The sequence below is a fragment of the Sphingomonas sp. 67-41 genome, assembly GCF_001899725.1.
Lineage (GTDB): Bacteria > Pseudomonadota > Alphaproteobacteria > Sphingomonadales > Sphingomonadaceae > Sphingomonas > Sphingomonas leidyi.
On the sequence record NZ_MKWJ01000001.1, the window covers coordinates 24,847 to 45,654 of the forward strand.

At 67.4% G+C, this 20,808-nt stretch carries 23 protein-coding genes; 5 read left to right on the forward strand and 18 right to left on the reverse strand.

Annotated features, from left to right (window positions below; genetic code table 11):
- Positions 1-77 precede the first annotated feature (77 nt).
- Positions 78-575, forward strand: coding sequence for an Lrp/AsnC family transcriptional regulator (locus BGP17_RS00120; protein ID WP_286710633.1), 498 nt, complete (start codon positions 78-80; stop codon positions 573-575).
- A gap of 13 nt (positions 576-588) precedes the next feature.
- Here BGP17_RS00120 and BGP17_RS00125 read toward each other — a convergent pair whose 3' ends face one another.
- From BGP17_RS00125 to BGP17_RS00150, 6 genes are all read right to left on the reverse strand, one after another.
- The gene (locus tag BGP17_RS00125) at positions 589-897 is read right to left on the reverse strand and encodes a DUF1905 domain-containing protein (protein WP_286710634.1); all 309 of its coding nucleotides are present in this window, start codon (positions 895-897) and stop codon (positions 589-591) included.
- A gap of 347 nt (positions 898-1,244) precedes the next feature.
- Entirely contained in the window at positions 1,245-2,150 is a 906-nt protein-coding gene (locus BGP17_RS00130) for an NAD-dependent epimerase/dehydratase family protein (RefSeq protein WP_286710635.1), read from the reverse strand.
- Positions 2,147-3,253: a glutamate 5-kinase gene (gene proB, locus BGP17_RS00135; RefSeq protein WP_286710636.1), complete on the reverse strand. Its 1,107-nt coding sequence runs from the start codon at positions 3,251-3,253 to the stop codon at positions 2,147-2,149. The genes BGP17_RS00130 and proB overlap by 4 nt, the downstream gene beginning before the upstream one ends.
- A gap of 67 nt (positions 3,254-3,320) precedes the next feature.
- Positions 3,321-4,418 carry an LPS export ABC transporter permease LptG gene (gene lptG / locus BGP17_RS00140; protein WP_167300637.1) on the reverse strand — a complete coding sequence of 366 codons (1,098 nt, stop codon included), beginning with the start codon at positions 4,416-4,418 and terminating at the stop codon, positions 3,321-3,323.
- Positions 4,415-5,629, reverse strand: coding sequence for an LPS export ABC transporter permease LptF (gene lptF, locus BGP17_RS00145; protein WP_208413686.1), 1,215 nt, complete (start codon positions 5,627-5,629; stop codon positions 4,415-4,417). Before lptF ends, lptG begins: the two co-directional genes overlap by 4 nt.
- A gap of 128 nt (positions 5,630-5,757) precedes the next feature.
- Positions 5,758-6,417: a hypothetical protein gene (locus BGP17_RS00150; RefSeq protein WP_286710637.1), complete on the reverse strand. Its 660-nt coding sequence runs from the start codon at positions 6,415-6,417 to the stop codon at positions 5,758-5,760.
- A gap of 102 nt (positions 6,418-6,519) precedes the next feature.
- On the opposite strand from BGP17_RS00150, the gene obgE reads away from it, so the two are divergent.
- Positions 6,520-7,569, forward strand: a complete 1,050-nt coding sequence (gene obgE / locus BGP17_RS00155) for a GTPase ObgE (RefSeq protein WP_286710638.1) — start codon at positions 6,520-6,522, stop codon at positions 7,567-7,569.
- A 96-nt stretch (positions 7,570-7,665) separates the two neighbouring features.
- Here obgE and BGP17_RS00160 read toward each other — a convergent pair whose 3' ends face one another.
- Complete coding sequence (locus BGP17_RS00160; RefSeq protein WP_167300640.1) at positions 7,666-8,769, reverse strand: fatty acid desaturase family protein; 1,104 nt, start codon at positions 8,767-8,769, stop codon at positions 7,666-7,668.
- A 149-nt stretch (positions 8,770-8,918) separates the two neighbouring features.
- Between BGP17_RS00160 and BGP17_RS00165 the strand changes: the two genes are divergently transcribed.
- Positions 8,919-10,076, forward strand: coding sequence for a GNAT family N-acetyltransferase (locus BGP17_RS00165; RefSeq protein WP_167300641.1), 1,158 nt, complete (start codon positions 8,919-8,921; stop codon positions 10,074-10,076).
- A 135-nt stretch (positions 10,077-10,211) separates the two neighbouring features.
- Here BGP17_RS00165 and BGP17_RS00170 read toward each other — a convergent pair whose 3' ends face one another.
- The 5 genes from BGP17_RS00170 to BGP17_RS00190 all read right to left on the reverse strand — a co-directional run bounded on the left by BGP17_RS00170 (position 10,212) and on the right by BGP17_RS00190 (position 12,658).
- A complete protein-coding gene (locus BGP17_RS00170) occupies positions 10,212-10,490 on the reverse strand; it encodes a hypothetical protein (RefSeq protein WP_167300642.1) in 279 nt (92 codons plus the stop codon).
- Positions 10,491-10,585: 95 nt separating this feature from the next.
- Positions 10,586-10,858: a hypothetical protein gene (locus BGP17_RS00175; protein ID WP_167300643.1), complete on the reverse strand. Its 273-nt coding sequence runs from the start codon at positions 10,856-10,858 to the stop codon at positions 10,586-10,588.
- A 223-nt stretch (positions 10,859-11,081) separates the two neighbouring features.
- Complete coding sequence (gene xth / locus BGP17_RS00180) at positions 11,082-11,858, reverse strand: exodeoxyribonuclease III (RefSeq protein ID WP_286710639.1); 777 nt, start codon at positions 11,856-11,858, stop codon at positions 11,082-11,084.
- Between the two features lie 14 nt (positions 11,859-11,872).
- Positions 11,873-12,214: an iron-sulfur cluster insertion protein ErpA gene (gene erpA, locus BGP17_RS00185; protein WP_167300644.1), complete on the reverse strand. Its 342-nt coding sequence runs from the start codon at positions 12,212-12,214 to the stop codon at positions 11,873-11,875.
- A gap of 39 nt (positions 12,215-12,253) precedes the next feature.
- Entirely contained in the window at positions 12,254-12,658 is a 405-nt protein-coding gene (locus BGP17_RS00190) for a VOC family protein (RefSeq protein ID WP_167300645.1), read from the reverse strand.
- A gap of 127 nt (positions 12,659-12,785) precedes the next feature.
- On the opposite strand from BGP17_RS00190, the gene BGP17_RS00195 reads away from it, so the two are divergent.
- Entirely contained in the window at positions 12,786-14,075 is a 1,290-nt protein-coding gene (locus BGP17_RS00195; RefSeq protein WP_286710640.1) for a hypothetical protein, read from the forward strand.
- Between the two features lie 82 nt (positions 14,076-14,157).
- Here the strand turns inward: BGP17_RS00195 and BGP17_RS00200 are convergent, their stop codons facing one another.
- The 5 genes from BGP17_RS00200 to BGP17_RS00220 form a co-directional block, all read right to left on the reverse strand.
- Positions 14,158-15,348, reverse strand: coding sequence for a M23 family metallopeptidase (locus tag BGP17_RS00200; RefSeq protein WP_167300647.1), 1,191 nt, complete (start codon positions 15,346-15,348; stop codon positions 14,158-14,160).
- Between the two features lie 123 nt (positions 15,349-15,471).
- Positions 15,472-16,272 (reverse strand): ferritin-like domain-containing protein, encoded by an 801-nt coding sequence (locus BGP17_RS00205; protein ID WP_286710641.1) that lies wholly within the window; start codon positions 16,270-16,272, stop codon positions 15,472-15,474.
- A 1-nt stretch (position 16,273) separates the two neighbouring features.
- Complete coding sequence (locus BGP17_RS00210; RefSeq protein ID WP_167300649.1) at positions 16,274-16,609, reverse strand: energy transducer TonB family protein; 336 nt, start codon at positions 16,607-16,609, stop codon at positions 16,274-16,276.
- Positions 16,609-17,082 carry a peroxiredoxin gene (locus BGP17_RS00215; protein ID WP_167300650.1) on the reverse strand — a complete coding sequence of 158 codons (474 nt, stop codon included), beginning with the start codon at positions 17,080-17,082 and terminating at the stop codon, positions 16,609-16,611. The genes BGP17_RS00210 and BGP17_RS00215 overlap by 1 nt, the downstream gene beginning before the upstream one ends.
- A gap of 10 nt (positions 17,083-17,092) precedes the next feature.
- Positions 17,093-19,780 carry a bifunctional [glutamine synthetase] adenylyltransferase/[glutamine synthetase]-adenylyl-L-tyrosine phosphorylase gene (locus BGP17_RS00220; protein WP_286710642.1) on the reverse strand — a complete coding sequence of 896 codons (2,688 nt, stop codon included), beginning with the start codon at positions 19,778-19,780 and terminating at the stop codon, positions 17,093-17,095.
- Positions 19,781-19,854: 74 nt separating this feature from the next.
- Here BGP17_RS00220 and BGP17_RS00225 point away from each other — a divergent pair, with 74 nt between their 5' ends.
- Positions 19,855-20,028: a hypothetical protein gene (locus BGP17_RS00225; RefSeq protein ID WP_167300652.1), complete on the forward strand. Its 174-nt coding sequence runs from the start codon at positions 19,855-19,857 to the stop codon at positions 20,026-20,028.
- 74 nt (positions 20,029-20,102) lie between these two features.
- Here the strand turns inward: BGP17_RS00225 and BGP17_RS00230 are convergent, their stop codons facing one another.
- Complete coding sequence (locus BGP17_RS00230; protein ID WP_086130388.1) at positions 20,103-20,762, reverse strand: sigma-70 family RNA polymerase sigma factor; 660 nt, start codon at positions 20,760-20,762, stop codon at positions 20,103-20,105.
- Positions 20,763-20,808 lie beyond the last annotated feature (46 nt).

Here is a 20,808-nt window from a genome sequence, read left to right on the forward strand (position 1 = left end):
TCGCAGCGGGAAATATCATCACCGGAATGGGCTGTGCGCTCTTGATTGACCGGCCGAATGCAACAAAAACTCGCCGGATGGCCAATGGACAGGGCAAATCCGCACGGATTCTCGACAGCTTCGACCGGGCGATCCTGCGAATCGTGCAGGCGGACAACAAGCTGCCGCAGCGGCAGATCGCCGAGGCGGTGAACCTCTCGGCGGCGGCGGTACAGCGGCGGATCGCGGCGATGGAGGCGGCGGGCGTGATCGCGCGCAACGTGGCGATCGTCGATCCCGATGCGGTGCCGCTTACCATCACTTCCATCGTCGAAGTGCAGCTGGTCGACGAGCGCATGCCGACGGTGGAACGGGCGCGCCGCCTGTTCCTCGACACGCCCGAGGTGCAGCAATGCTATTACGTCACCGGCGGCGTGAGCTTCACGCTGGTGATCGTCACGTCGGACATGCGCGCCTATTCGGCGTTGACCCGGCGGCTGTTCGCCGAGAACGAATGCATCGCCAGCTATCGCTCGCTGATCGCGCTCGACCGCGTGAAGGCAGACACCGCGATCGTCATCCCGCCCCTGCCCTGATCGGCGGAAACGCTCAGACTTCCAGCCGGACCGTCACCTCGTCGCCCGCCGAAAGCCCGGCGCGGCGGCGGATGTCGGCCTTTACCGGGAGGAGATAGCCCCCCGATTCCCTGTCGGGAAATAGCGACGTCTTCCAGTGCGTGCCGCCGATGCTGGCGTTGACGCGGATCGATCCGAAGCGGCTGGCGCGGCCGAGCGCGGCGAACCGGATCTCGGCGGCGACCGGGCCCTTCACCGGGAGGAAATGCCAGCCCGCGGCCGAGGGGTCGGCCGGGCGCCAGGCGAACAGCCGGTCGGTGGTCTCGAACGTCTCGCCGTCCATCGGCACATATCCCCTTCAGACCGGTATCGCTGTTTCGTCATCCCCGCGCAGGCGGGGACCCAGGGTTTCTCTAGCGCATCGCCCGTGACTCTGGATCCCCGCCTGCGCGGGGATGACGGTCATTGGGTCATCCTTGCCGGAAGGGGATAGGTGCCCCGTCCATCCGGCGCGCCCTAGGGCGGATCGACATTTGGGCGCGACGAGAGCCGGACCGCCCTTCTCGCTCCCCGGCGAAGGCCGGGGCCCAGTTGCGACATCGTTCGTGGGGTTCGCATATCTCGATAGCACCCCGACGCTGGGCCCCGGCCTTCGCCGGGGAGCGCCGGTCTCGTAAATGTCGATCGGCCCTAGAGCAGACCCTGCTGGCGATACCAGGCTGCCGTGGCCGCGAGGCCTGCCGGTGTTTCCACCTGCGGCGTCCAGAGGTTCGCCGGCGGGCGCCGGGCGGCATCCACCACCCAGTCCTCATGACAGAAATAGGCCACGCGATCGGGCGTGAGCTTCGCCTTGCCACCCCGCACCAGCCGATCGAGATGCGCCCCCGCCATCAGCAGCGTGCGCGGCAGGGCGAAGGACGCGACCCGCTTGCCGAGCGCGGTGCCGATCGCGGCGGCGAATTGCTGGTGGCTCCAGCCGGTCTCGGTGCCGTCATCGGCGTCGAGGATCTGGTTGCACCCGTCGGTGGTGGCGAGCGCCAGCAGGAGCCGGCCGAGGTCGCCGACCTCGATCAGCGAGATGCGGCCGCCGCGCGGCATCAGCGCAAGGCCCTTCTTCGCCAGCCGGAACAGCTCGAGCATCTCGAGGTCGCCCGGACCATAGATGGCCGGGGGGCGGACGATGCTCCAGTCGAGGCCCGAAGCCATGACGAGCGCATCCCCCTCCGCCTTGGACCAGCCATAGGCCGAGAGCCCGGGCTCGCGCGCGGCAAGCGAGGAAACATGGACGAAACGGTGGACGCCCTGCGCCCGCGCCGCTTCCAGCATGCCCCGCGTGCCGTCGATATTGCCCGCCGCGAAGCCGGCGCGGTCGGGCGCGTTGACGACGCCCGCGACATGGATGACGGCGCCCGCCCCCTCGCACAGCTCGGCGAGCGCGGCGGTATCCGACAAGTCGCCCCGCACCCAGGCGATATGTTCCCGTTCGGCCTGGGGACGGCGCGTGAGGGCGCGGACCTGGTGGCCGGCTTCGAGCGCGAGGGCGATCAGGCGGGTGCCGACGAAGCCGGTGCCGCCGGTAAGGGCGATGGTGGTCACAGCAGCGCCATATGGCTCCGGTGCACCAGTGTCGAGCGCGGGGCATAGCCGAGCAGCTCGGCCTGCGCCTCGTTGCGGTGGCCGAGGATGCGGGCGGCGTCCTCGCTGGGATATTCGGCCAGGCCGCGGGCGAGCGCCTTGCCGTCCGGCCCGGCGATCACGACCAGGTCGCCCCGGGCGAAATCGCCCTCGATCCGGGTGGCGCCGGCGGCAAGCAGGCTGCGGCCCTGCCCCAATGCCCTGGCCGCACCGGCATCGACATGGATGGTGCCGGACGCGGTGATGCCGCCGGCCAGCCACGCCTTGCGCGCGGGGGCCGTCCTCTCCGCCACGAACAGCGTGTGCCTCGCCTCTGCGCCGAGCGGATGCTCGATCCGGCCGGATGCTATCGCCAGATGCGCGCCGGCGGCATTGGCGATGCGCGCCGCCGCGATCTTCGAGATCATGCCGCCCGATCCCATGCCGGAGGCGGACCCCCGGTCGGCCATGCCCTCCACCGTGCCGTCGATCCGCTCGACGCGGGGAATGTGCACCGCGCCGGGCAGCACGGGGTTGCGGTCGTAGAGCCCGTCGACATCGGAGAGCAGCACCACGCCGCCCGCCCCCGCGGCTTGCGCCACGCGGGCGGCGAGCCTGTCATTGTCGCCGAACCGGATCTCCTCGGTGGCGACGCTGTCATTCTCGTTCAGCACGGGAACGACACCGAACCCGAGCAGGCGATCGAGCGTGGCGGCGGCGTTGAGATAGCGGCGGCGGTCCTCGAGGTCGCCCAGCGTGACCAGCATCTGCGCCGCGACGAGGCCATTGGCGGCAAGCACATCGGCCCAGACGCGGCTCAGCTCGATCTGGCCGGTGGCTGCCGCGGCCTGGGCATCCTCCAGGCTGGCGCGACCGCCCTTGGCAAGCCTGAGGCGCCGCGCGCCGAGCGCGATCGCACCGGAAGAGACCACCGCGACCTGTTGCCCGGCGCGGGCCCGCGCGGCGATGTTGCCGGCGATGCCCTCCAGCCAGGCACGGCGCACGCCGCCGTCGGGATCAACCAGCAGGGCCGAGCCGATCTTGACGACGATGCGCGGGAAGGAGGCGGGCGGGAAGAGCGACATGGGCGCCGCTATATGGCCCCCCGCCCCGCCTAGCCAGACAGGAACGCTTGGGCGCTCCGTTGCGCGCCTATTCCTCGGTCCTGAGCAGCACCGCCTCGCCGATCATCAGGAACAGCAGGAACGGCGCCCAGGCGGCGAGGAACGGCGGATAGGCGCCGAGATTGCCCATCGCGAGCGCGAAATTGTCGGCGACGAAATAGAGGAAACCGAGCGCCATGCCGATCACCGCGCGGACGAACAGCTTGCCCGAACGCGCAATGCCGAAAGCCGAGACCGCACCCAGCAACGGCATCAGGATCGCCGAAAGCGGCCCTGCCAGCTTGTGCCACAGCGCGCCTTCGAGCGCCTCGGTCTGGCGGCCCGCCACCTTCAAGTCGCCGATCGCCTGGTAGAGCGCGCCGAACGCCATGGAATCGGCATCGACATGGGCGAGCGTGAACTGGTCCGGCCGGACATTGCGGCCGATCACGATGCTGCCGACCTTGGCCTTCTGGCCGGTAGCGACGATGAAGCGCTCGGCATTGTCGACGCGCCAGCCATCGCCGGCGCGCACCGCGTGCGGCGCGGTGAGGATGCTGACCAGCGAACGGTTCTGCCGCTCATAGACGGTGACGCCATAAAGCTGCGCCGCATCGCCGCGCCCGCGGACCTGCTGCACCTGGATCAGGTTGTTGTCGCCCTTCACCCACACATTGGCGCGATCGCCGCGATCGATGGGCAGCGGAGCATAGGACACTTTCTTCCACTGCTCGAGCGTCGCGGTGGCTCGCGACACGATGCGATCGTTGAAGGTGAAGGAGATGGCCGCCACCGCGATCCCGGTGAGCAGCAGCGGCGCGAGCACCTGATGCGCCGACAGGCCGGAGGCCTTCATCGCGATCACTTCGCTGTTCTGGTTGAGCTGGGACAATGTCAGGATCGAACCGAGCAGCACCGAATAGGGCAGGAAGGTCGAGGCGATCTGCGGCACGCGCAGGCTGACATAGCGCCAGATCTCGGCATCGCCGTTGCCGGCATATGCCAGGATCGCGCCGCTTTCCGTCAGCAGGTCGAGCGACTGGAGGATGAGCACCAGCGCACCGAGAATGGCGAAGGTGCGCGTCAGGAACATGCGCGCCATGTAGAGCGACATGGTCCGCGACGGGAAGAAATTGGCCCAGGTCATGCCGCAGCTTCTTCCTCTCGGCGGAGCCGGCGGCGACGGCCCGGCAGGCGGCGCGTGATCGCCTTGATCATCTTGGAGAAGGCCTTTTCGAGCCCGCCGATCGGCTGCCCCCCGGGCACATAGGCGATCTGATAGTACATCCAGATCACCAGCCCCGCGAACAGCATGAACGGCCCCCAGAGCGCGATCAGCGGATCGACCCGGCCGAGCTCGCCGATCGACTGCCCATATTCGTTGACCTTGTGATAGGTCACGATCATCACGATCGACAGGAACACGCCCAGCGCCGAGGTGGATCGCTTGGGCGGCACGCCCAGCGCCACGGCGAGGAACGGCAGCAGGAACATCGACGCGACTTCCGCCAGGCGGAAGTGGAAGGCCGAACGGCTGCCCTCGCGATCCTCGTCGCTCGCCTGCGGATTGCGGCCGATCACGGCGAGCTCCGGCAGGGTCCGTTCGATATTCTTGCCGCCGCGGTTCCGGAACTGCTCATATTTGGGCAGCGGGATCGGCAGGTTGTGGGTGGTGAAGGTCAGCACTCGCGGCTCGGGCGAGTTCCTGTCGTGGTGGACGAGCGTGCCGTTCTGCAGGCGGAAGATGATCACGTCCGGATCGTCCGAGCGCAGGAACTGGCCGCTCTGCGCCGTGACCGCCACCGGGGTGCCGTCCTTGGTCATCATCTGGACGAAGATGCCCGAAAGCCTGCGGCCCTCGTCCTTGCTCTCCTCGATGCGCATCGTCATCTTCGCGCCGAAGCTGGTGAACTCGCCCACCTTGATCGAAGCGCCCAGCGCGCCCGAGCGCAGCTCGAAGCGCAACTGCTCGTAATTGTAGCGCGACCAGGGCTGGATGAAGCCGACGATGGCGAGGTTCAGCGCCGCCAGCGCGATCGCGAACATGAAGGGCACCTTGAGCAGGCGCGTGTAGCTCATCCCCACCGCGCGCAGCACGTCGAGCTCGGACGAAGTGGCGAGGCGGCGAAAGGCCAGCAGGCAGCCCAGCATCAGCCCGATCGGGATGCCGAGCCCCAGATATTCGGGAAGCAGATTGGCGAGCATGCGCCAGACGACGCTGACCGGCCCGCCCTCGGTCGCGACGAACTCGAACAGGCGCAGCATGCGGTCGAGCACCAGCAGCATCGCCGATATGAGCAATGTCGAGATCAGGGGCACCGCGATCAGCCGCGCCATGTACCGATCGATCGAGTTCATCTGCGCGCGACGGTTGCCTTGGTTTCTTCTCGCCGGCGCATCCCGGCGCCGCCTCAATGAACCAAGAGCCTATACTCCCGGTTCCGGGCAGCGCCAGCAGGAAAGTTGCGCGCCGGGAAAGTTGCGCGTCAGTAATGCGAGCCGGGATTCCGCGGGGTCACCTCGGCGCCCCTGGGATCGAGCCGGCCCTTGTCCGGATCGACCATCGGCTTCGCCGCGGCCGCCTGTGCCTCGTGCTGGCGCATCTGCTCGCCCTCGCGCTGCGCTTCCGCATAGCCCGGGCGGGCGCGCATCTGGCGGTCGAGGTCGAGGAACCGCTCCGCCGCGCTGGCCACCTTGCCGGTCTCGACCTGGACGATGAGCTCGTCGAGGATGCGCGCCATCGCCTCGCGCATCTTCGGGTTATAGTCGGCGATCGCGGCCCTGCCCTTGAAATCGGCATTGAACGACAGCCTGGTCTTGCGGCCGTCGTCGAGCGGCGCGAACTGCAGCTTCATGTGCAGGAACTCCGTCCCGCCATGGCTCACGCGATAATCGATCTCCTTCGAATCGACGCTGGTGACCTTGGGCCAGCTCAACCCCTCGCCGGGGCTCACGTCCGGCCCGTCGCCTTGCGGGCCATGACCGGTCCAGCCGTGCTTCGCCCCGTTGAGCGCCAGGTCGAAGCCACGCCAGGTATCGTGCGGAGTCGCGTTCACCGTCCGCACGATGTCCGCGTTCCGATAGGTCGACATCGCATAATAGCCGCCGCCCAGCAGCGCGCACCCGATCAACGCCTCGCGAATCATTGCTTGTGCCCCTTGTTCCCCCCGGGGCGATTTTCCCGCCTTGCCGTAAATAGTCCGTCACCATGGGGTGACGGATTTGCGACACTCGCCTATGGGGCGGCGATGCATTTCCTCGACCAGGCAAAGATTTTCGTCCGTTCCGGTTCGGGCGGCCCGGGTGCCGTGAGCTTCCGGCGCGAGAAGTTCATCGAATATGGCGGCCCCGATGGTGGCAATGGCGGCAAGGGCGGCGACATCATCTTCGAAGCCGTTGCCGGTCTGAACACGCTCATCGACTTCCGCTACACCCAGCATTTCCGGGCGCCGCGCGGCCAGGGGGGCTCCGGCTCGAACCGCACCGGCGCAGGCGGCGAGGATCTGGTGATCAAGGTGCCGATCGGCACCCAGATACTCGCCGACGACGAGGAGCGCACGTTGCTGCTCGACCTGACCGAAAAGGGCCAGCGCGTCGTCTTCCTGCGCGGTGGCGACGGCGGGCGCGGCAATGCCAGCTACAAGACCTCGACCAACCGCGCGCCGCGCCAGCACGGCACCGGCTGGCCGAACGAGGAGGCCTGGGTGTGGCTGCGCCTGAAGCTCCTTGCCGATGCGGGCCTGGTCGGGCTGCCCAATGCCGGCAAGTCGACCTTCATCAACCAGGTGACCAATGCCCAGGCCAAGGTGGGCGCCTATGCCTTCACCACCACGCGCCCGCAGCTGGGCGTGGTGCGGCACAAGGAGCGCGAGTTCGTCGTCGCCGACATACCCGGCCTGATCGAAGGTGCGGCGGAAGGCGCCGGCATCGGCGACCGCTTCCTGGGCCATATCGAGCGCTGCCGCGTGCTGCTGCACCTGATCGACGCCAATGATCCCGACGTGGCGGAGAGCTATCGCGTGGTCCGCGGCGAGCTGGAGGCCTATGGCGCCGGACTCGTCGAAAAGCCCGTGGTGGTCGCGCTCAACAAGATCGATACGCTGGACGACGAGCTGATCGCCGCGCTCTCCGCCGAACTGGAAGAGGCGAGCGGCGGGCCGGTGATCCCGATCTCGGGCGCGAGCGGCGTCGGCGTCGACTGGGTGCTCGACAAGCTGCTCGAGGAAATCGGCACCGACCATGGCAAGGTGGCGGACGACGACGAAGGTGAGGAAGCCATCGAATGGTCGCCGATCTGAGGGACTAGTCGGGAGAGCTTCGGGTTCGGGAGGCGGACAAACGAAAAGGCCGGGCATCGCTGCCCGGCCTTTCTCGTCTTCAGCCCGTCCGCCGGTTCAGCGGGCGCCCATGGTGCTGGCGGCAAGGCGGTGCATCAGCCCGCGCAGCGTGGGGTAATTGGCCTTGTGATAGGCCGAGGCTTCCTCGAGCGCGTCCGACAGGCGGCGATGCGCCTCGTTCAAAGCATGATAGGGCAGGCTCGGCAGCAAGTGATGCAGCGCGTGGTAGCGCAGGCCGATCGGCGCCCAGAGATAGGCGAAGAAGCCCGGCGTCGGCACGTTGACGCTGTCCAGATACTGGGCCGTCACGGTGAGCGGCTCGCCGTCATTCTCCCACAGGTGCGCCACCAGCGTGCGGACCTGGTTGATCACCGCCACGCCCGCGATCACCGCGAGATAGATGCCGAAGTCGCGCAGCGGGATCACGCCGGTCGCGACCAGGGCGAGCAGCGCGATCGAGAAGACGCTGGCGCCCAGCTCCTGCCAGAACCACTGGCTCCGGAGCTCGCCCTCGGGCGCGCGGCGCTCGAAGGCCGGGTTGATCTTGAGGCCCGAATATTTGGCGACGACGACCCGGCGCAGCTTCGGAAGCACCGCCGAGAGCGGCGCGAGCACGGCGAAGCGGACCAGCATCGCGACCGGCATCAGCACCGCGGCGAGCAGGAACACCGGCAGCGTCCACGGCTTCATCAGTGCGAGCGGCAGATATTCGGGATCCTCGACCGTGCCGTAGCGGGTGCGGGCATGGTGAAGGTTGTGCACGCCTTCATAGGTGAAGCTGGGCACCAGGATCGGAATGCCGACCAGCAGGTTCCAGCCGAGCCGGAAATTGGGGAGCAGCGCGTGCTTCACATGCGTCAGCTCGTGGATGAACAGGCTGGCGCGATAGAGCGCGAGCACCGCCACCGCGCCGGCAAGCACCGCCAGCAGCGCCGACGGGGCAAGAATGGTCGCGGCAAGCGCGGCATAGCCGATGCCCGCGGAGAGCAGCATGTCGGTCCAGTAGATGCGCGGATTGGGCGCATGCAGGTCGCGCGTGAGCTCGGCCGCGGCGCGCAGCATCGCGCGATCGTCGGGCACGCCGGAAAGCTTGATACGCGCACTGGCCGGCGTCGCCGCCGGCGCATCATCGTGAACCTTGAGGGCAAGCGATTTCGTCATGATGTCCGCCATTGGCCTCAGATAGTGGCTTTATGGTGGCATTCCAGCGGTTAGGTGCCGCCCTGCCCGCCGCAATTGCCGCGCTTGACACTGGCTCCGCGGCGAAGGACTGCATTGCGCTGGATCAAACCAACAGAAGGGCTTTTCCCTTGCCCAGCGGCCCCCTCAGCATCCGTCCCGTTTCGTCCAAGCGCGACATCAAGCAGTTCATCGAGATCGCCTATCGCCTGAACGGCGACGACCCGAACTGGGTGGCGCCGCTGCGTGACGAAGTGGCCGGGACGATCAACCCGAAGAAGAATGGCTGGTTCAGCCATGCCGAAGCACAGCTGTTCCTTGCCGAGCGCGACGGCGAGCCGGTGGGCCGCATCTCCGCGCATATCGACTTCCTGGCCCTCGATATGCCGCCCGAAAAGGGATTCGGCCCCGGTACCGGCTTCTGGGGCATGTTCGAGGCCGAGGACCAGAATGCCGCCAAGGCGCTGATCAACGCGGCCGAGGACTGGTTGCGCGGCAAGGGCATGACGCGTGCGTTCGGCCCGGTCAGCCTGTCGATCTGGGAGGAGCCGGGCCTGCTGGTGAAGGGCCACGACCATTCCCCCACGGTGCTGATGGGCCATCACCCGGCGAAATATCAGGGCTGGATCGAGGCGGCCGGCTACAAGGAAGCCAAGAAGCTGCTCACCTACGAACTCGACGTGAGCAAGCAGTTCCCGCCGCTGATCAACCGCATCGTCGAGAATGGCGAGAAGAACCCCAAGATCCGCATCCGCAAGGTCGACAAGTCAAAGTTCGACCGGGAGGCCGCAATCATCATGGCGATCCTCAACGATGCATGGTCGGACAATTGGGGCTTCATTCCGCTCACCCAGCCCGAGATCGACGATGTCGGCAAGAAGCTGAAGCCGCTGGTATTCGAGGACCTGATCCTGATCGCGGAGCTCGAGGGCGAGCCGGTAGCATTCATGGTCACCCTGCCCGATCTCAACGAGCAGTTGAAGCCGCTCAAGGGCTCGCTCCTCCCCTTCGGCTGGGCCAAGCTGCTGCTGTGGCTGCGCAAGCCCAAGGCGCGGACGATGCGCGTGCCGCTGATGGGCGTGGTGAAGCGGCTCCAGGCGTCGCGCATGGCGAGCCAGCTGGCCTTCATGATGATCGAATATATCCGCCGCGCGGCGGTGGCCAATTATGGCGCGACCCGCGGCGAGATCGGCTGGGTGCTCGATGACAACCAGGGCATGAACGCGATCGCCGACGCGATCGATTCCTGGGTGAACCGCGAATACGCGATCTACCAGAAGCCGCTCTGAACACAGCCGCGGACGGCAAGCCGGCCCGCCCCCGAGGGATCGCGGAGCGAGCCGGCGCCGGCCGGAACCGGCTGGAGGAAGTCGCGCCGCGGCGGCACGTTGCACTGGATCCGCCGCGGGCGCCCTCCGGGGGCCTCAACGTCGCTTCATCGCCTCGATCGGATCGACGCCGAGGTCGAGCCACTCGCTGCGCGTGCGGCAATCGCGCCTCAGGATCCGCGAGCTGGTCGTTTCGGTGTTCATGCAATATTTGCGGGTGTCGGCCTTGGCGGCCTGTGCCGGCGATTGCTCCTGTTCCTGCTTCGCCTTGGCGGGATCGTTTCCGGCAGCGGCAGCAGGGGAGACGGCGCCAGCCGCGAAGGTGGCGCCCGCCAGCAAGACAGCGGCGGCGGAAAGGATGGACTTGCGGGTCATGGCTGGATTCCTCGATGATTGGGGGCTCGCCGGCGAAGGGCGCTGCGCGGTCGACGCGCCGGCCCGTTCGCCGCGAAGGGCGCGGAACGATCCGCTCAGTTCTTCTGGACTTCCTTGACCGGATCGACGCCGGTGCGGGCGATCCACTCGGCACGCGTATGGCATTCGCGCTTGGGCATCAGCGTGCCGGTCGACGTCCCCTGGACGCAGTAGCGCTTCTGCGCCGCCTTGTCCGACTGGTCGTCGGTCTTCTTGGCCTCCTTGGCCGGATCATTGGCGCGGGCGAGCGCCGGCGATACGGCGCCGGCAACCAGCGTGACGGTGGCGGCAATCGCCAGGAAGGCGGACTGGATGGGCTTGCTGTTCATATCCTCAACTCCTTTACCTGCAGACATGACAGGCGCTCCTTCCCGCCTGTGCCCCATGCTTCGCAATCGGCGTGCCAAGTTTCAGAGTTAAGCAATTTCAATGGCTTAGCCGTTCATGACAGCGTGATGACGTGCCATAACACAGCAATACACACCAGATTTTGGGATTTGTCCGGGATGCGCGTCCGGAAGCGGACACCGCCCTTGTCCGGAAACGGTCAGTCTAGCGGAGGCTGACCCAGGTGGGCGCGTGATCGCTGGCCTTCTCGCGGCCGCGATATTCCTTGTCGACGCCGGCGCCCAGGAACCGATCGGCGGCAATCGGGCTTAGCAGCAGATGGTCGATGCGGAAGCCCGCGTCGCGCTGCCAGGCCCCCGCCTGATAGTCCCAGAAGGTCCAGATGCCGCCGCCGGGAAAGCGGGTACGCAGCGAATCGGTCCAGCCCTGTGCCAGCAGCGTGCGATAGCGCTCGCGGCTTTCGGGCTGCATGAGCGCGTCGGTCGCCATGGCGCGAACCGAGAAGGTGTCGTCGTCATTGGGGATGACGTTGTAGTCGCCGGCCAGCACCACCGCCCGCTCCTCCGCGAGCAATGCCTGCGCACGATCGGCGAGGCGCTCCATCCATTTCAGCTTATAGTCGAATTTGGGGCCAGGCTGCGGATTGCCGTTGGGCAGGTAGATGGACACGACGACCAGGTCGTCGCCGATTTCGGCCTCGATATAGCGGCTATGCGCATCCTCCGGATCGCCCGCCAGTCCACGCTGGCGCTCGACGGGCTGCCGGCCCCTGGCCAGTATCGCGACGCCGTTGAATCCCTTCTGACCGTGCCAGACGGCGCCATAGCCCGCCGCTTCGATCTCCCTGACCGGCAACGTCTCGTCGGCGCCCTTCAGCTCCTGGAGGCAGACGACATCCGGCTGCTGCTCGGCAAGATATTCGAGCAGGCGCTCCATGCGCGCCTTGATGCCATTGACATTGTAGGTGACGATCTTGGGCAAAGGGGGCCTTCCGCTCAGACCGAGAAGCTGGTGCCGCAGCCGCAGCCTGAAGCCGCGTTGGGATTCTGCACGGTGAAGTGTGCGCCGCCGAGATTGTCGACGAAATCGACATTCGCGCCCCGCACCAGATCGAGGCTGATCGAATCGACGACCAGCCGGACGCCGTCCAGCTCGGCGACTTCGTCGCCGTCCTCCACCCTATCCGCGAAACCGAATTTATACTGGAAGCCAGAACAGCCCCCGCCCTCCACCGACAGGCGCAGGATCGCAGGCTTGCCCTGCTTGGCCGCGATCGCAGCGACGCGCGCAGCGGCGGAAGGAGTCAGGCCGATCTCGGGCTGAAGGAGCGCTACCATGGCACCGAGATAGGGAGGCGGCGCACGCGAGGCAATGCGTCAGCGCGCCCCGCTTCCCGCTGCGCGTTCTTCCCAGGCAAAGTCGTAGAATATCCGGAGGCGGTTTCCATCCGGATCGCGCGCGAAGAATTCATAGAGCTTGTAGGGCTTCGCCGCGGGGGGCGCGTCGATGGCAGCACCCGCCGCTGCCCATTCGGCATGGAGCGCGTCGATCTCGGCACGGTTTGCGAGATTGAGCCAAAGCACGACCGGCGGCCGATTGCCGAGAGGATCGCGATAGGCGGCGCTGCTCAGGAACGCCCGAGTCGCGCCGCGCGAGACGCCGGCAAGGCCGAGCTCCCTATCCGACCAGTCGACCGCGAGGCCCAGCCGATCGCGGTAATAGGCGAGCGCGGCGGGCAGATCGGAGACGGGAATCTCGGGGCAGAATGCGGGAAGGTCCATTTTCGTTTCGCCTTCGTCTCGGTTGCCGCGGCATGCACGACGAATGTGCCGGCCAGCCCGCGCGCAAGGGCGTAGATCGAACTGGCTGCATTCTGCAGCATGACCCCGTTCGCCAGAGGAGCAATATATGATCGTTCGCGCGTTCGACTTCTATACCGGTGCACAACAGGCGGCATGCCTTGCCGGTACCGGCACCGGCCCCGCCGATGATGTTTCCGTCCCGCTGCAGGCAGCCATCGATCATGCCAAGACCCTGACCACGCCCCATTTCATCCTCGATCCCGGCAGGCATTTCACGGGCGACAACACGATCGTGTTCGACCTGCCCGACGGCGCGACCCTGACTTGGCTGGGAAGAATCGCCTCCACCGCCACCGCCAAGCCGGCGGTCGTCATCGGCAGCGAGGCCGGGAACCGGTCCAACCTGTCCGTAAGCGGTGTAAAGATCTATCGCGACACCCCCTCGCCCGATACCTCGGGAGCGCCGGGATCGGGCGGCGGGAGCACCGGGGTGCGGCTGGTGAATCTGGTGCATTCCAACCTTCAGGTCACCAGCGTCCTCGGCTTCAGCATCGGCCTGCACTGCATCGGCATGGGGCACGGATTCGCCTATAACGTCGTGACGTTCGAATCCCTCGCGGACAACCGGACCAACCACCGCCTCAGCCAATCCGCCGGCGGCTATTGCAATGAAAACAACTTCATCTGCGGCGCCTATAATCACAATTCCCAATATCCGGCGGTCTCGACGACCAACCTGCTTGTCGACAACGGCGAAACCGAAGCCTTTGCCTTGAACAACAACGTCTTCCTCAAGCCTTCCTTCGAGGACAATGCGAGCCCGGCCGGCGGAGTCGTCGCCGCAACGATCAACGGCGAAAGCAACATGCTGATCCAGCCGCGCGTGGAGAATCCCGGAGGACAGGCGACCTATCAGATCCAGTTCACGGCGAATTCGCGGGACTGCTGGATCCTCGGCGCGGGCTTCGGCCTGGGCCAGGCCAATATCTCCGACCTGGGCGGGCGCAATTGCTACACCACCGCCGAAGGCCAGGTGCTGACGCGCTCGACGGCGCCGGACCCGAGCAAGTCGGTACTCACGCTGCGCAGCACCAATTCGAGCGCCGCGCGCGCGCTGAAGATCGTCGACGCGACCGGCGGCGAGGCCGGCTATATCGATTGTTCGGGCCATATCCACATGGCCGTCTATTTCGATGCTTCGGGGAACCAGCTCCTCTCGACGCGTCGGCACGGTTGGGGCGCGCCCTCCGGCCCCTTCCAGCGCGGGGCATTCGCGCCCTATGTCAGTTCCGGCAACCCAACGCTGGCCGAAGTCGTCACCCAGCTGGAGAAGACCTCCCAGGCCCTGGCCGCCCTGATCCAGGACGGTGTGGCGCAGGGATGGATCGGCGCCTGACGCCCAGGCAGGAAAGGGGCCAAAAAAGAAAGGGGCCGCCTTCGCGGGCGGCCCTCTCCTCTCCTGACTCTGGAACGCGCTGTTACTTGTTCGTCGCCGGGCCGCCGACGCCGCCGGCCACGCGGTCCTGCACCGAAGCGAGATACTCGCCGGTCTGCAGGAACGGGATCGGGTTCACGGCCTTGCCATCGACGCGCACCTCATAATGGAGGTGGCTGCCGGTCGAGCGGCCGGTCGAGCCCATCAGGCCGATCAGCTGGCCGCGCTTCACGCGGGTATTGTCGGCGACGAGGATCTTCGAGAGATGGCCGTAGCGGGTCTCGATGCCGCGGCCATGGTTGATCTGGACGAGATTGCCATAGCCGCCCTGCCGGCCGGCATGGCTGATGACGCCGTCGGCCGTCGCATAGATCGGCGTGCCGAGCGCGCCGGGAATGTCGACGCCGGCATGCATCGCGGCGGTGCCGCGGAACGGATCCGAACGGACCCCGAAATTCGAAGTGAAGGTGAGCTTGTCGACCGGCTGCATCGACGGGATCGAGATCACCGTCTGCTCGAGCATGTCGAGCTTCTTCCAGGTGACGAACAGCGCGCGGAACTGGGCATCGGCGGCTTCGGCCGAAGCGTCGCTGCCGCTCGCATTGTCGTTGTCGACCGGCTCATAGGGGCCGCCCATCGCCGGCACCTTCACATAGCGCTCGGGCGAAAGGCCGAGGCGGCGAAGCTCGCTCGCGGTCTGCTGGTAACGGGCTTCACCGGCGGCGCGCGCCTTGCCGGCCAGCGCGATCTGGCGCGCTTCCACGCGCTTGAGCGGCGCGAGGACTTCATTGGCGACGGCGCTGGTGCGCTGCGAAGCGCCCGGCAGCGGCTGCTCGATCACCTTGCGATCGCCCTTGCCGGTGAGCGTCGCGCTGATCAGCGCCTGATGCTGCTCGACGCGCGCGGCCTGGAGGCGCGCGGCCTCCTTGGCGGCGGTGACGTCGGCCTGCATCTTCTCGACCTGCTCGCGCATCCGCGCGACCTGCGCTTCCGGCGAAGCGGGCGTACCGGTCACGCCGCTGATCGCGATCGCGCCCACGGCGGCCTGGGCCACGCCATAGGCGGAGAACAGCACGGTGACAGTGGCGACGCCGGCGAGCAGCGCCTGGGTGCGGCCCGCGATGCTGAAACGCTTCAGGTCGCGGCCGTCATGGAAAATAAAATCGCGGGTAGTGAAAAAAGCACGGAACCGCTGAGCCGCGGTAGTGGTTTTGATGTTCGACGCCTTGGCCATGATTCCCCGGCAAGTTTCATGGAAGCAAGCACCGAAACGCGACCCGGTTGCCGTACTTCAATTGTCACCACGTCGCAGGAAGCAGCCCCTCCGCCTCTGGACGGTGGCTTGTGGCCCGAGGAATCAGTCTACGGCAAGAGGTTGGTAATAATCGCGGGACAAACCGGCTGAGTCGCGCGCCGAGTCGTTGAACGGAGGCTTAAGCAAGCCGCCGAAATGGCGCGTCACCAACGCCTGCCAGGTTGTTTCGGGCACGAAACCCTTTTCGCGGCACGCTGATTCGAACCACCGGGTCCCAGCGCGAACGTGCCGCACCTCGTCGTTCAGAATACGTGTGAGGATGCGCGCCGTAACTGCATCATCTGCCGCCAGAAATCGCTCGATCGTTGCCGGCGTCACGTCGAGCCCGCGCGCCTCCAGCACCATCGGCACCACTGCCAGCCGGGCGAGCGGATCATGCGCGGTCTCGGCCGCCGCGTCCCACAATCCGTCATGCGCGGGCATCGCGCCATAATGGCTGCCGAGGTTTCGCAGCCGCCGGTCGAGCAGGGCAAAATGCATCGCTTCGTCGGCGCCGACCTGCATCCAGTCATCCGTGAAACCGCGCGGAAACCGCTCGCCGAAGCGCCCCGCGGCGTCGAAGGCCAGATCGATCGCGGCGAATTCGATATGGGCAAGCGCATGGATCAGCGCGATGCGCCCGCGTTCGGAGCCGCCCTTGCCACGCTTGGGCATGCGGTTGGGCGGGAGCAGCTCCGGCTTGTCGGGGCGTGCGGGGCGATCGGGCATCGCCACGTCGAATGCGAAGGCCAGCCGTCCCAGCCGCCAGTCCCGCGCGGCGGCGCGGGCGGCCTTTACCTTGTCGGCCGGCGCCGCGGCGGCAAGCACCGCACGACAGGCCTGGGCGATGGTGCGCCGGGTCATGTCAGATACGGCCGGCACCGGGTGCGCAACTCTGAGGGATCTGGGGCGCCGGGACATCACCGAACTGCACCGGCATCGGGAACCAACGGTTGCGTACGCCTTCCTCTCCCGGTTGCGCGGCGGGCCATCTGAGTTCGCGTACCCAGGCGAGAACCGCCCTGTCACGCGCCGCATCGCCCTTCGAATCGAGCAAGAAGGCGTCCACCCTGCCCTCGGCATCGACCTTCACGCAGACCAATGCGGCCGTGTTCAACAGTACGCGCGGTATTGGCGGCAACTCCTGCGCCTGCACGGCCGCAGGCGCCAACGCCGCGATCGAGGCGAGCAGCCGACGCATCACCGCGCCTGCATTTCCTTGATCGATTCGAGCACGTCCACCGCATGGCCGGGCACGCGCACCCGGCGCCAGGCGCGGAACAGCTTGCCCTGGTCGTCGAACAGGAAGGTCGAGCGATCGATGCCCATGTAGCGCTTGCCGTAGAGCTGCTTCTCCACCCATACGCCGAACGCTTCCATCGCCTTGCCCTCGGTATCGGTCGCGAGCGGCACGGTGAGGTCGTATTTGTTGATGAACTTCTGGTGCTTGATCGGCGGATCCTTGGAAACGCCCAGCACCTCGGCGCCCAGTGCCGCGAACTCGGGCAGCAGCGCCGAGAAGTCCTGCGCCTCGCGCGTACAGCCCGAAGTATCGTCCTTCGGATAGAAATAGAGGACGAAGGGCTTCCCCACCTTGTCCGCGAGCGCGATCGCCTCGCCCTCGGTCCCGTCGAGATCGACCGCGGGGATCTTGTCGCCTTCCTCGATAGCCATCTTCCTCTCCTCAGGCCGGGCCGCGCACCGACGCCCAGCAATCGCGGACCTCCTGCCGGGTCCGGTCGAGCTGCGCAACCACCTCGTCCCAGCCCTCGAGCCCGAGTGCGCGGGCGATCAGCGCCTGGGTGGCGCAACCCGGCGGCTGCGCATCGGGCGCGACGAGCCGCATGGTGACCAGCAGCCGCGTGAGGAAATCATGCGCGGGACGCATGCCAGGGGGCAACAGCCCCTGCCCCGCCAGCGCGTCGATCGCCAGCCCCAGCCGCGGCTCGAAGCCGGCATGGCGGACGAGCTGCGTCACATGCACCGCGAACTCCAGGTCGACCAGCCCGCCATCGAGCAGCTTGGCGTCGAGCGGCCCCTTTGGCGGCTTGTGCGCCGCCATGTCGGCACGCATCCTGACAGCCTCGGCCCGAATGTCGCGATCCGGCCGCTCCCCCCGGAGCACCGCATCGATGATCGCCTGGACCCGGGCCCGCGCGGAGGGCGAGCCGAAGACCGGGCGGGCGCGGGTGAGCGCCATGTGCTCCCAGGTCCAGGCATCCTGACGCTGATATTTCTCGAAACCGTCGAGCGACACGACCAGCGGGCCCTGCGCGCCCGAGGGGCGCAGCCGGGTGTCGACTTCGTAGAGCGGCCCGGCGGGCGTCGGCACCGAGAGCGCCGCGGTGACGCGCTGGCCGAGCCGGTTGTAATAGGTCACCGCGCCGAGCGGCTTGGCGCCGTCGCTTTCCGCCGCATAATCGCCCGTGAAGAGATAGACCAGGTCGAGGTCCGAGGCTTGGGTGAGCGCCTGCCCGCCCATCCGGCCGAGTGCGAGGATCACCAGTTCGCTGTCGGGCACCGCGCCATGGTTGCGCGAGAATTCGGCCACCGTCGCGGTGGCCAATGTCTCGATCGCCGCCTCGGCGACGCGGGCATAGCCCGTGGAGACCTCCAGCGGATCGCCTGCCCCCGCGACGATCTGCGCGCCCAGCGCGAAACGCTTCTCGTTGACGAAGCGCCGGACGAACTCGAGCTGGAACTGATAGTCGGAGCCCGGCTCCCAGCGGCGCATGCCGGCGGCGAGCGTTTCGATATCGGGAACCGGAGCCAGCGCAGTCGCGTCGATGAGCCCGTCGAGCAGTTCGGCGCGCCGCCCCAGCTGCTCGGCAAGGGTGGGCGCCAGCGCCAGGATCGCGCCGAGCAGCTGGGCAAGGCCCGGCTGGGCTTCGAGCAGGCGGAAGAAGTTGATCGCGCTGGGCAGGCGCGAGAGCATCGCATCGAAGCGGGTGATCGCATGCACCGTGTCGGGCGCGCGGGAAAAAGCGTCGATCAGGCCGGGCAGCACCGATTCCAGCGCTTCCCGGGCAGCGGGGGTGCGCAGCGCCGGATAGGTGCCGGCACGCCAGCCCTGGACGATCCGCGCCGCGCCGTCCGGCCGCTCGAACCCGGCCGCGCCGAGCTTCGCCTCGAGCGGCGCGCTCTCGCTCGGCAGCCGCTGCTCCTCCTCGCCCGCCAGGCTGTCATAGACCGCACCGACACGGATGACGTGCGGCCTGAGCAGATCGGTCAGCGCGGCGCCGTCCGCCAGCCCGTGAAGCCGGGCGACATTGTCGAGCGAGTCCGGGTTCTCGGGCAGCTGGTGGGTCTGGCGATCGTCGACCATCTGCAGCCGGTGCTCGATCGTGCGCAGCGCGACATAGGCCCGCGTGAGGTCCTGGGCCTCGTCGAGCCCGATCCGCCCCGCCTCGGCCAGCGCGGCAAGCGCGTCGCGGGTGGCGGGCGCGCGCAGCGACGGTTCGCGGCCGCCATGGATGAGCTGGTGGATCTGGGCGAAGAACTCGACCTCGCGGATGCCGCCCCGGCCCCGCTTCAGGTCGTAGCCCGGACCGAACGCCTGGGCCTGCGAATAATGATCGCGGATACGGCGGCTGATGTCGCGGATCTCGCGGATCGTGCCATAGTCGAGCGCGCGACGCCAAACGAAGGGACGGATCGCGTCGAGGAAATAGGCGCCAAGCGCACGATCGCCGGCACAGGCCCGCGCGCGGATGAAGGCGGCGCGCTCCCAGGGCAGTGCCTGGCTCTCGTAATAGGAGATCGCCGCCTCGACCGGCAATGCGATCGGCGTCACTTCGGGCGAGGGGCGCAGGCGCAGGTCGACGCGCAACACATAGCCGTCGCCGTCGCGGGCCTGGAGAAGCTCGACCACGCGGCGGCCGATCCGCACCGCCGCTTCCTGCACGTCCTCGCGCGGGCGACAGGGCAATGTCTCCGGATCGAAGAGCAGGATGGGATCGATATCCGACGAATAGTTCAACTCGCGGCTGCCCTGCTTGCCGAGCGCGATCGCGGCGAATCCGCGCGGATCGGCATCCGGGGTCCGTTCGAGGATCGCCGTGCGGATGGCACGATCCAGCGCCTCGTCGGCGAAATCGGTGAGCAGATGCGTGACGCGGGTGAGGTCGAACCGGCCCGATAGATCGCCCAGGGCCACGAGGAGCGCGAGCCGGCGGCGCTCGATGCGCAGCCGCGCCCCTTCGCTCATTTCGCCCGCGACCGCCCGCGCCGCCGCATGGGGATCCGCAAGGGCGGCTTCGAGATCCGCGACCAGGGCCGCTTCGCGCGTGAGCAGGTTGTCGAGGAAGGGCGCGTGCGCATGCGCCCGCGCGACGGCGTCGGCAAGATCGGCGGGAAGAGGCGTTTCAGTCACGGAATCAGCCACCTGCGAAACGGTGCATTGCAAAAAGTCAAGCAACAAAACGAGAATTGAATTGTTCTAGCAACATGAACCAGACGACTTCAGCCTCGGCCAACGAAGCCCGGCAGCCCGCATATCGGGTCGAGGCGCCGCGCGCCAGCGACGCGATCGGCCTGGCGCTGCGCGACGCCTATGCCCGCGACGCGGGGCTGCCGGACGACATGGCGGCGATGCTCCGCCAGCTCAACCGGCCGCGCTGAACCTTGCATATCGAATATTGAGAAGGCCGCGCTCCCCCGGGGGAACGCGGCCTGAATTTTGCGCGGTGTCCGGCTTACTTGGCCGAGAGGTCGCCGCGATCGCGGCTGAGGTCGTCCACTTCGCCCATGATCGTGTCGAGCGCCGTCTTGCCCTCGGCAGTGCCCGGCTCGAGGCGCCGCGAAGGCAGCTGGCCTTCGCTGAGCAGATGTTCGAGCGCAACGCGCCCGCGCGCGACGCGGCTCTTGATGGTACCGACGGCAACCTGGCAGATCTCGGCCGCCTCTTCATAGGCGAAGCCGCCGGCCCCGACGAGGATCAACGCCTCGCGCTGCGGCTGGGGAAGATGGAGCAGCGCGCGCTGCATGTCCGAAAGCTCGACATGCCGGTCCTGGCTCGCCGGCGCGGCGAGCAGCCGGTCGGCGACCAGATCGTCCCACTCGCCCTTGAAGCGCGCGCGGCGCATCTGGCTGAGATAGAGATTGCGCAGGATGATGAAGGTCCAGGCGCGCATGTTGGTGCCCGCCTGGAAGCGCTTGCGCGCGGCCCAGGCCTTGAGCAGCGTCTCCTGCACCAGATCGTCGGCGAGATCACGGCTGCCGGAAAGCGAGCGGCCAAAGGCACGCAGATGCGGGATGACCATCGCGAGCTGTTTCTTGAACTCGGGGTCGGAAAGCGAGACATGCTCCTGCGGCGCCTCGGTTCCCTTGTCCTCGGGCTGTTCGGACTGACTCATTCGATCCCGCTTTTTTGCGTGGGCCGCGTGGAAGCGGCCTGTTCCA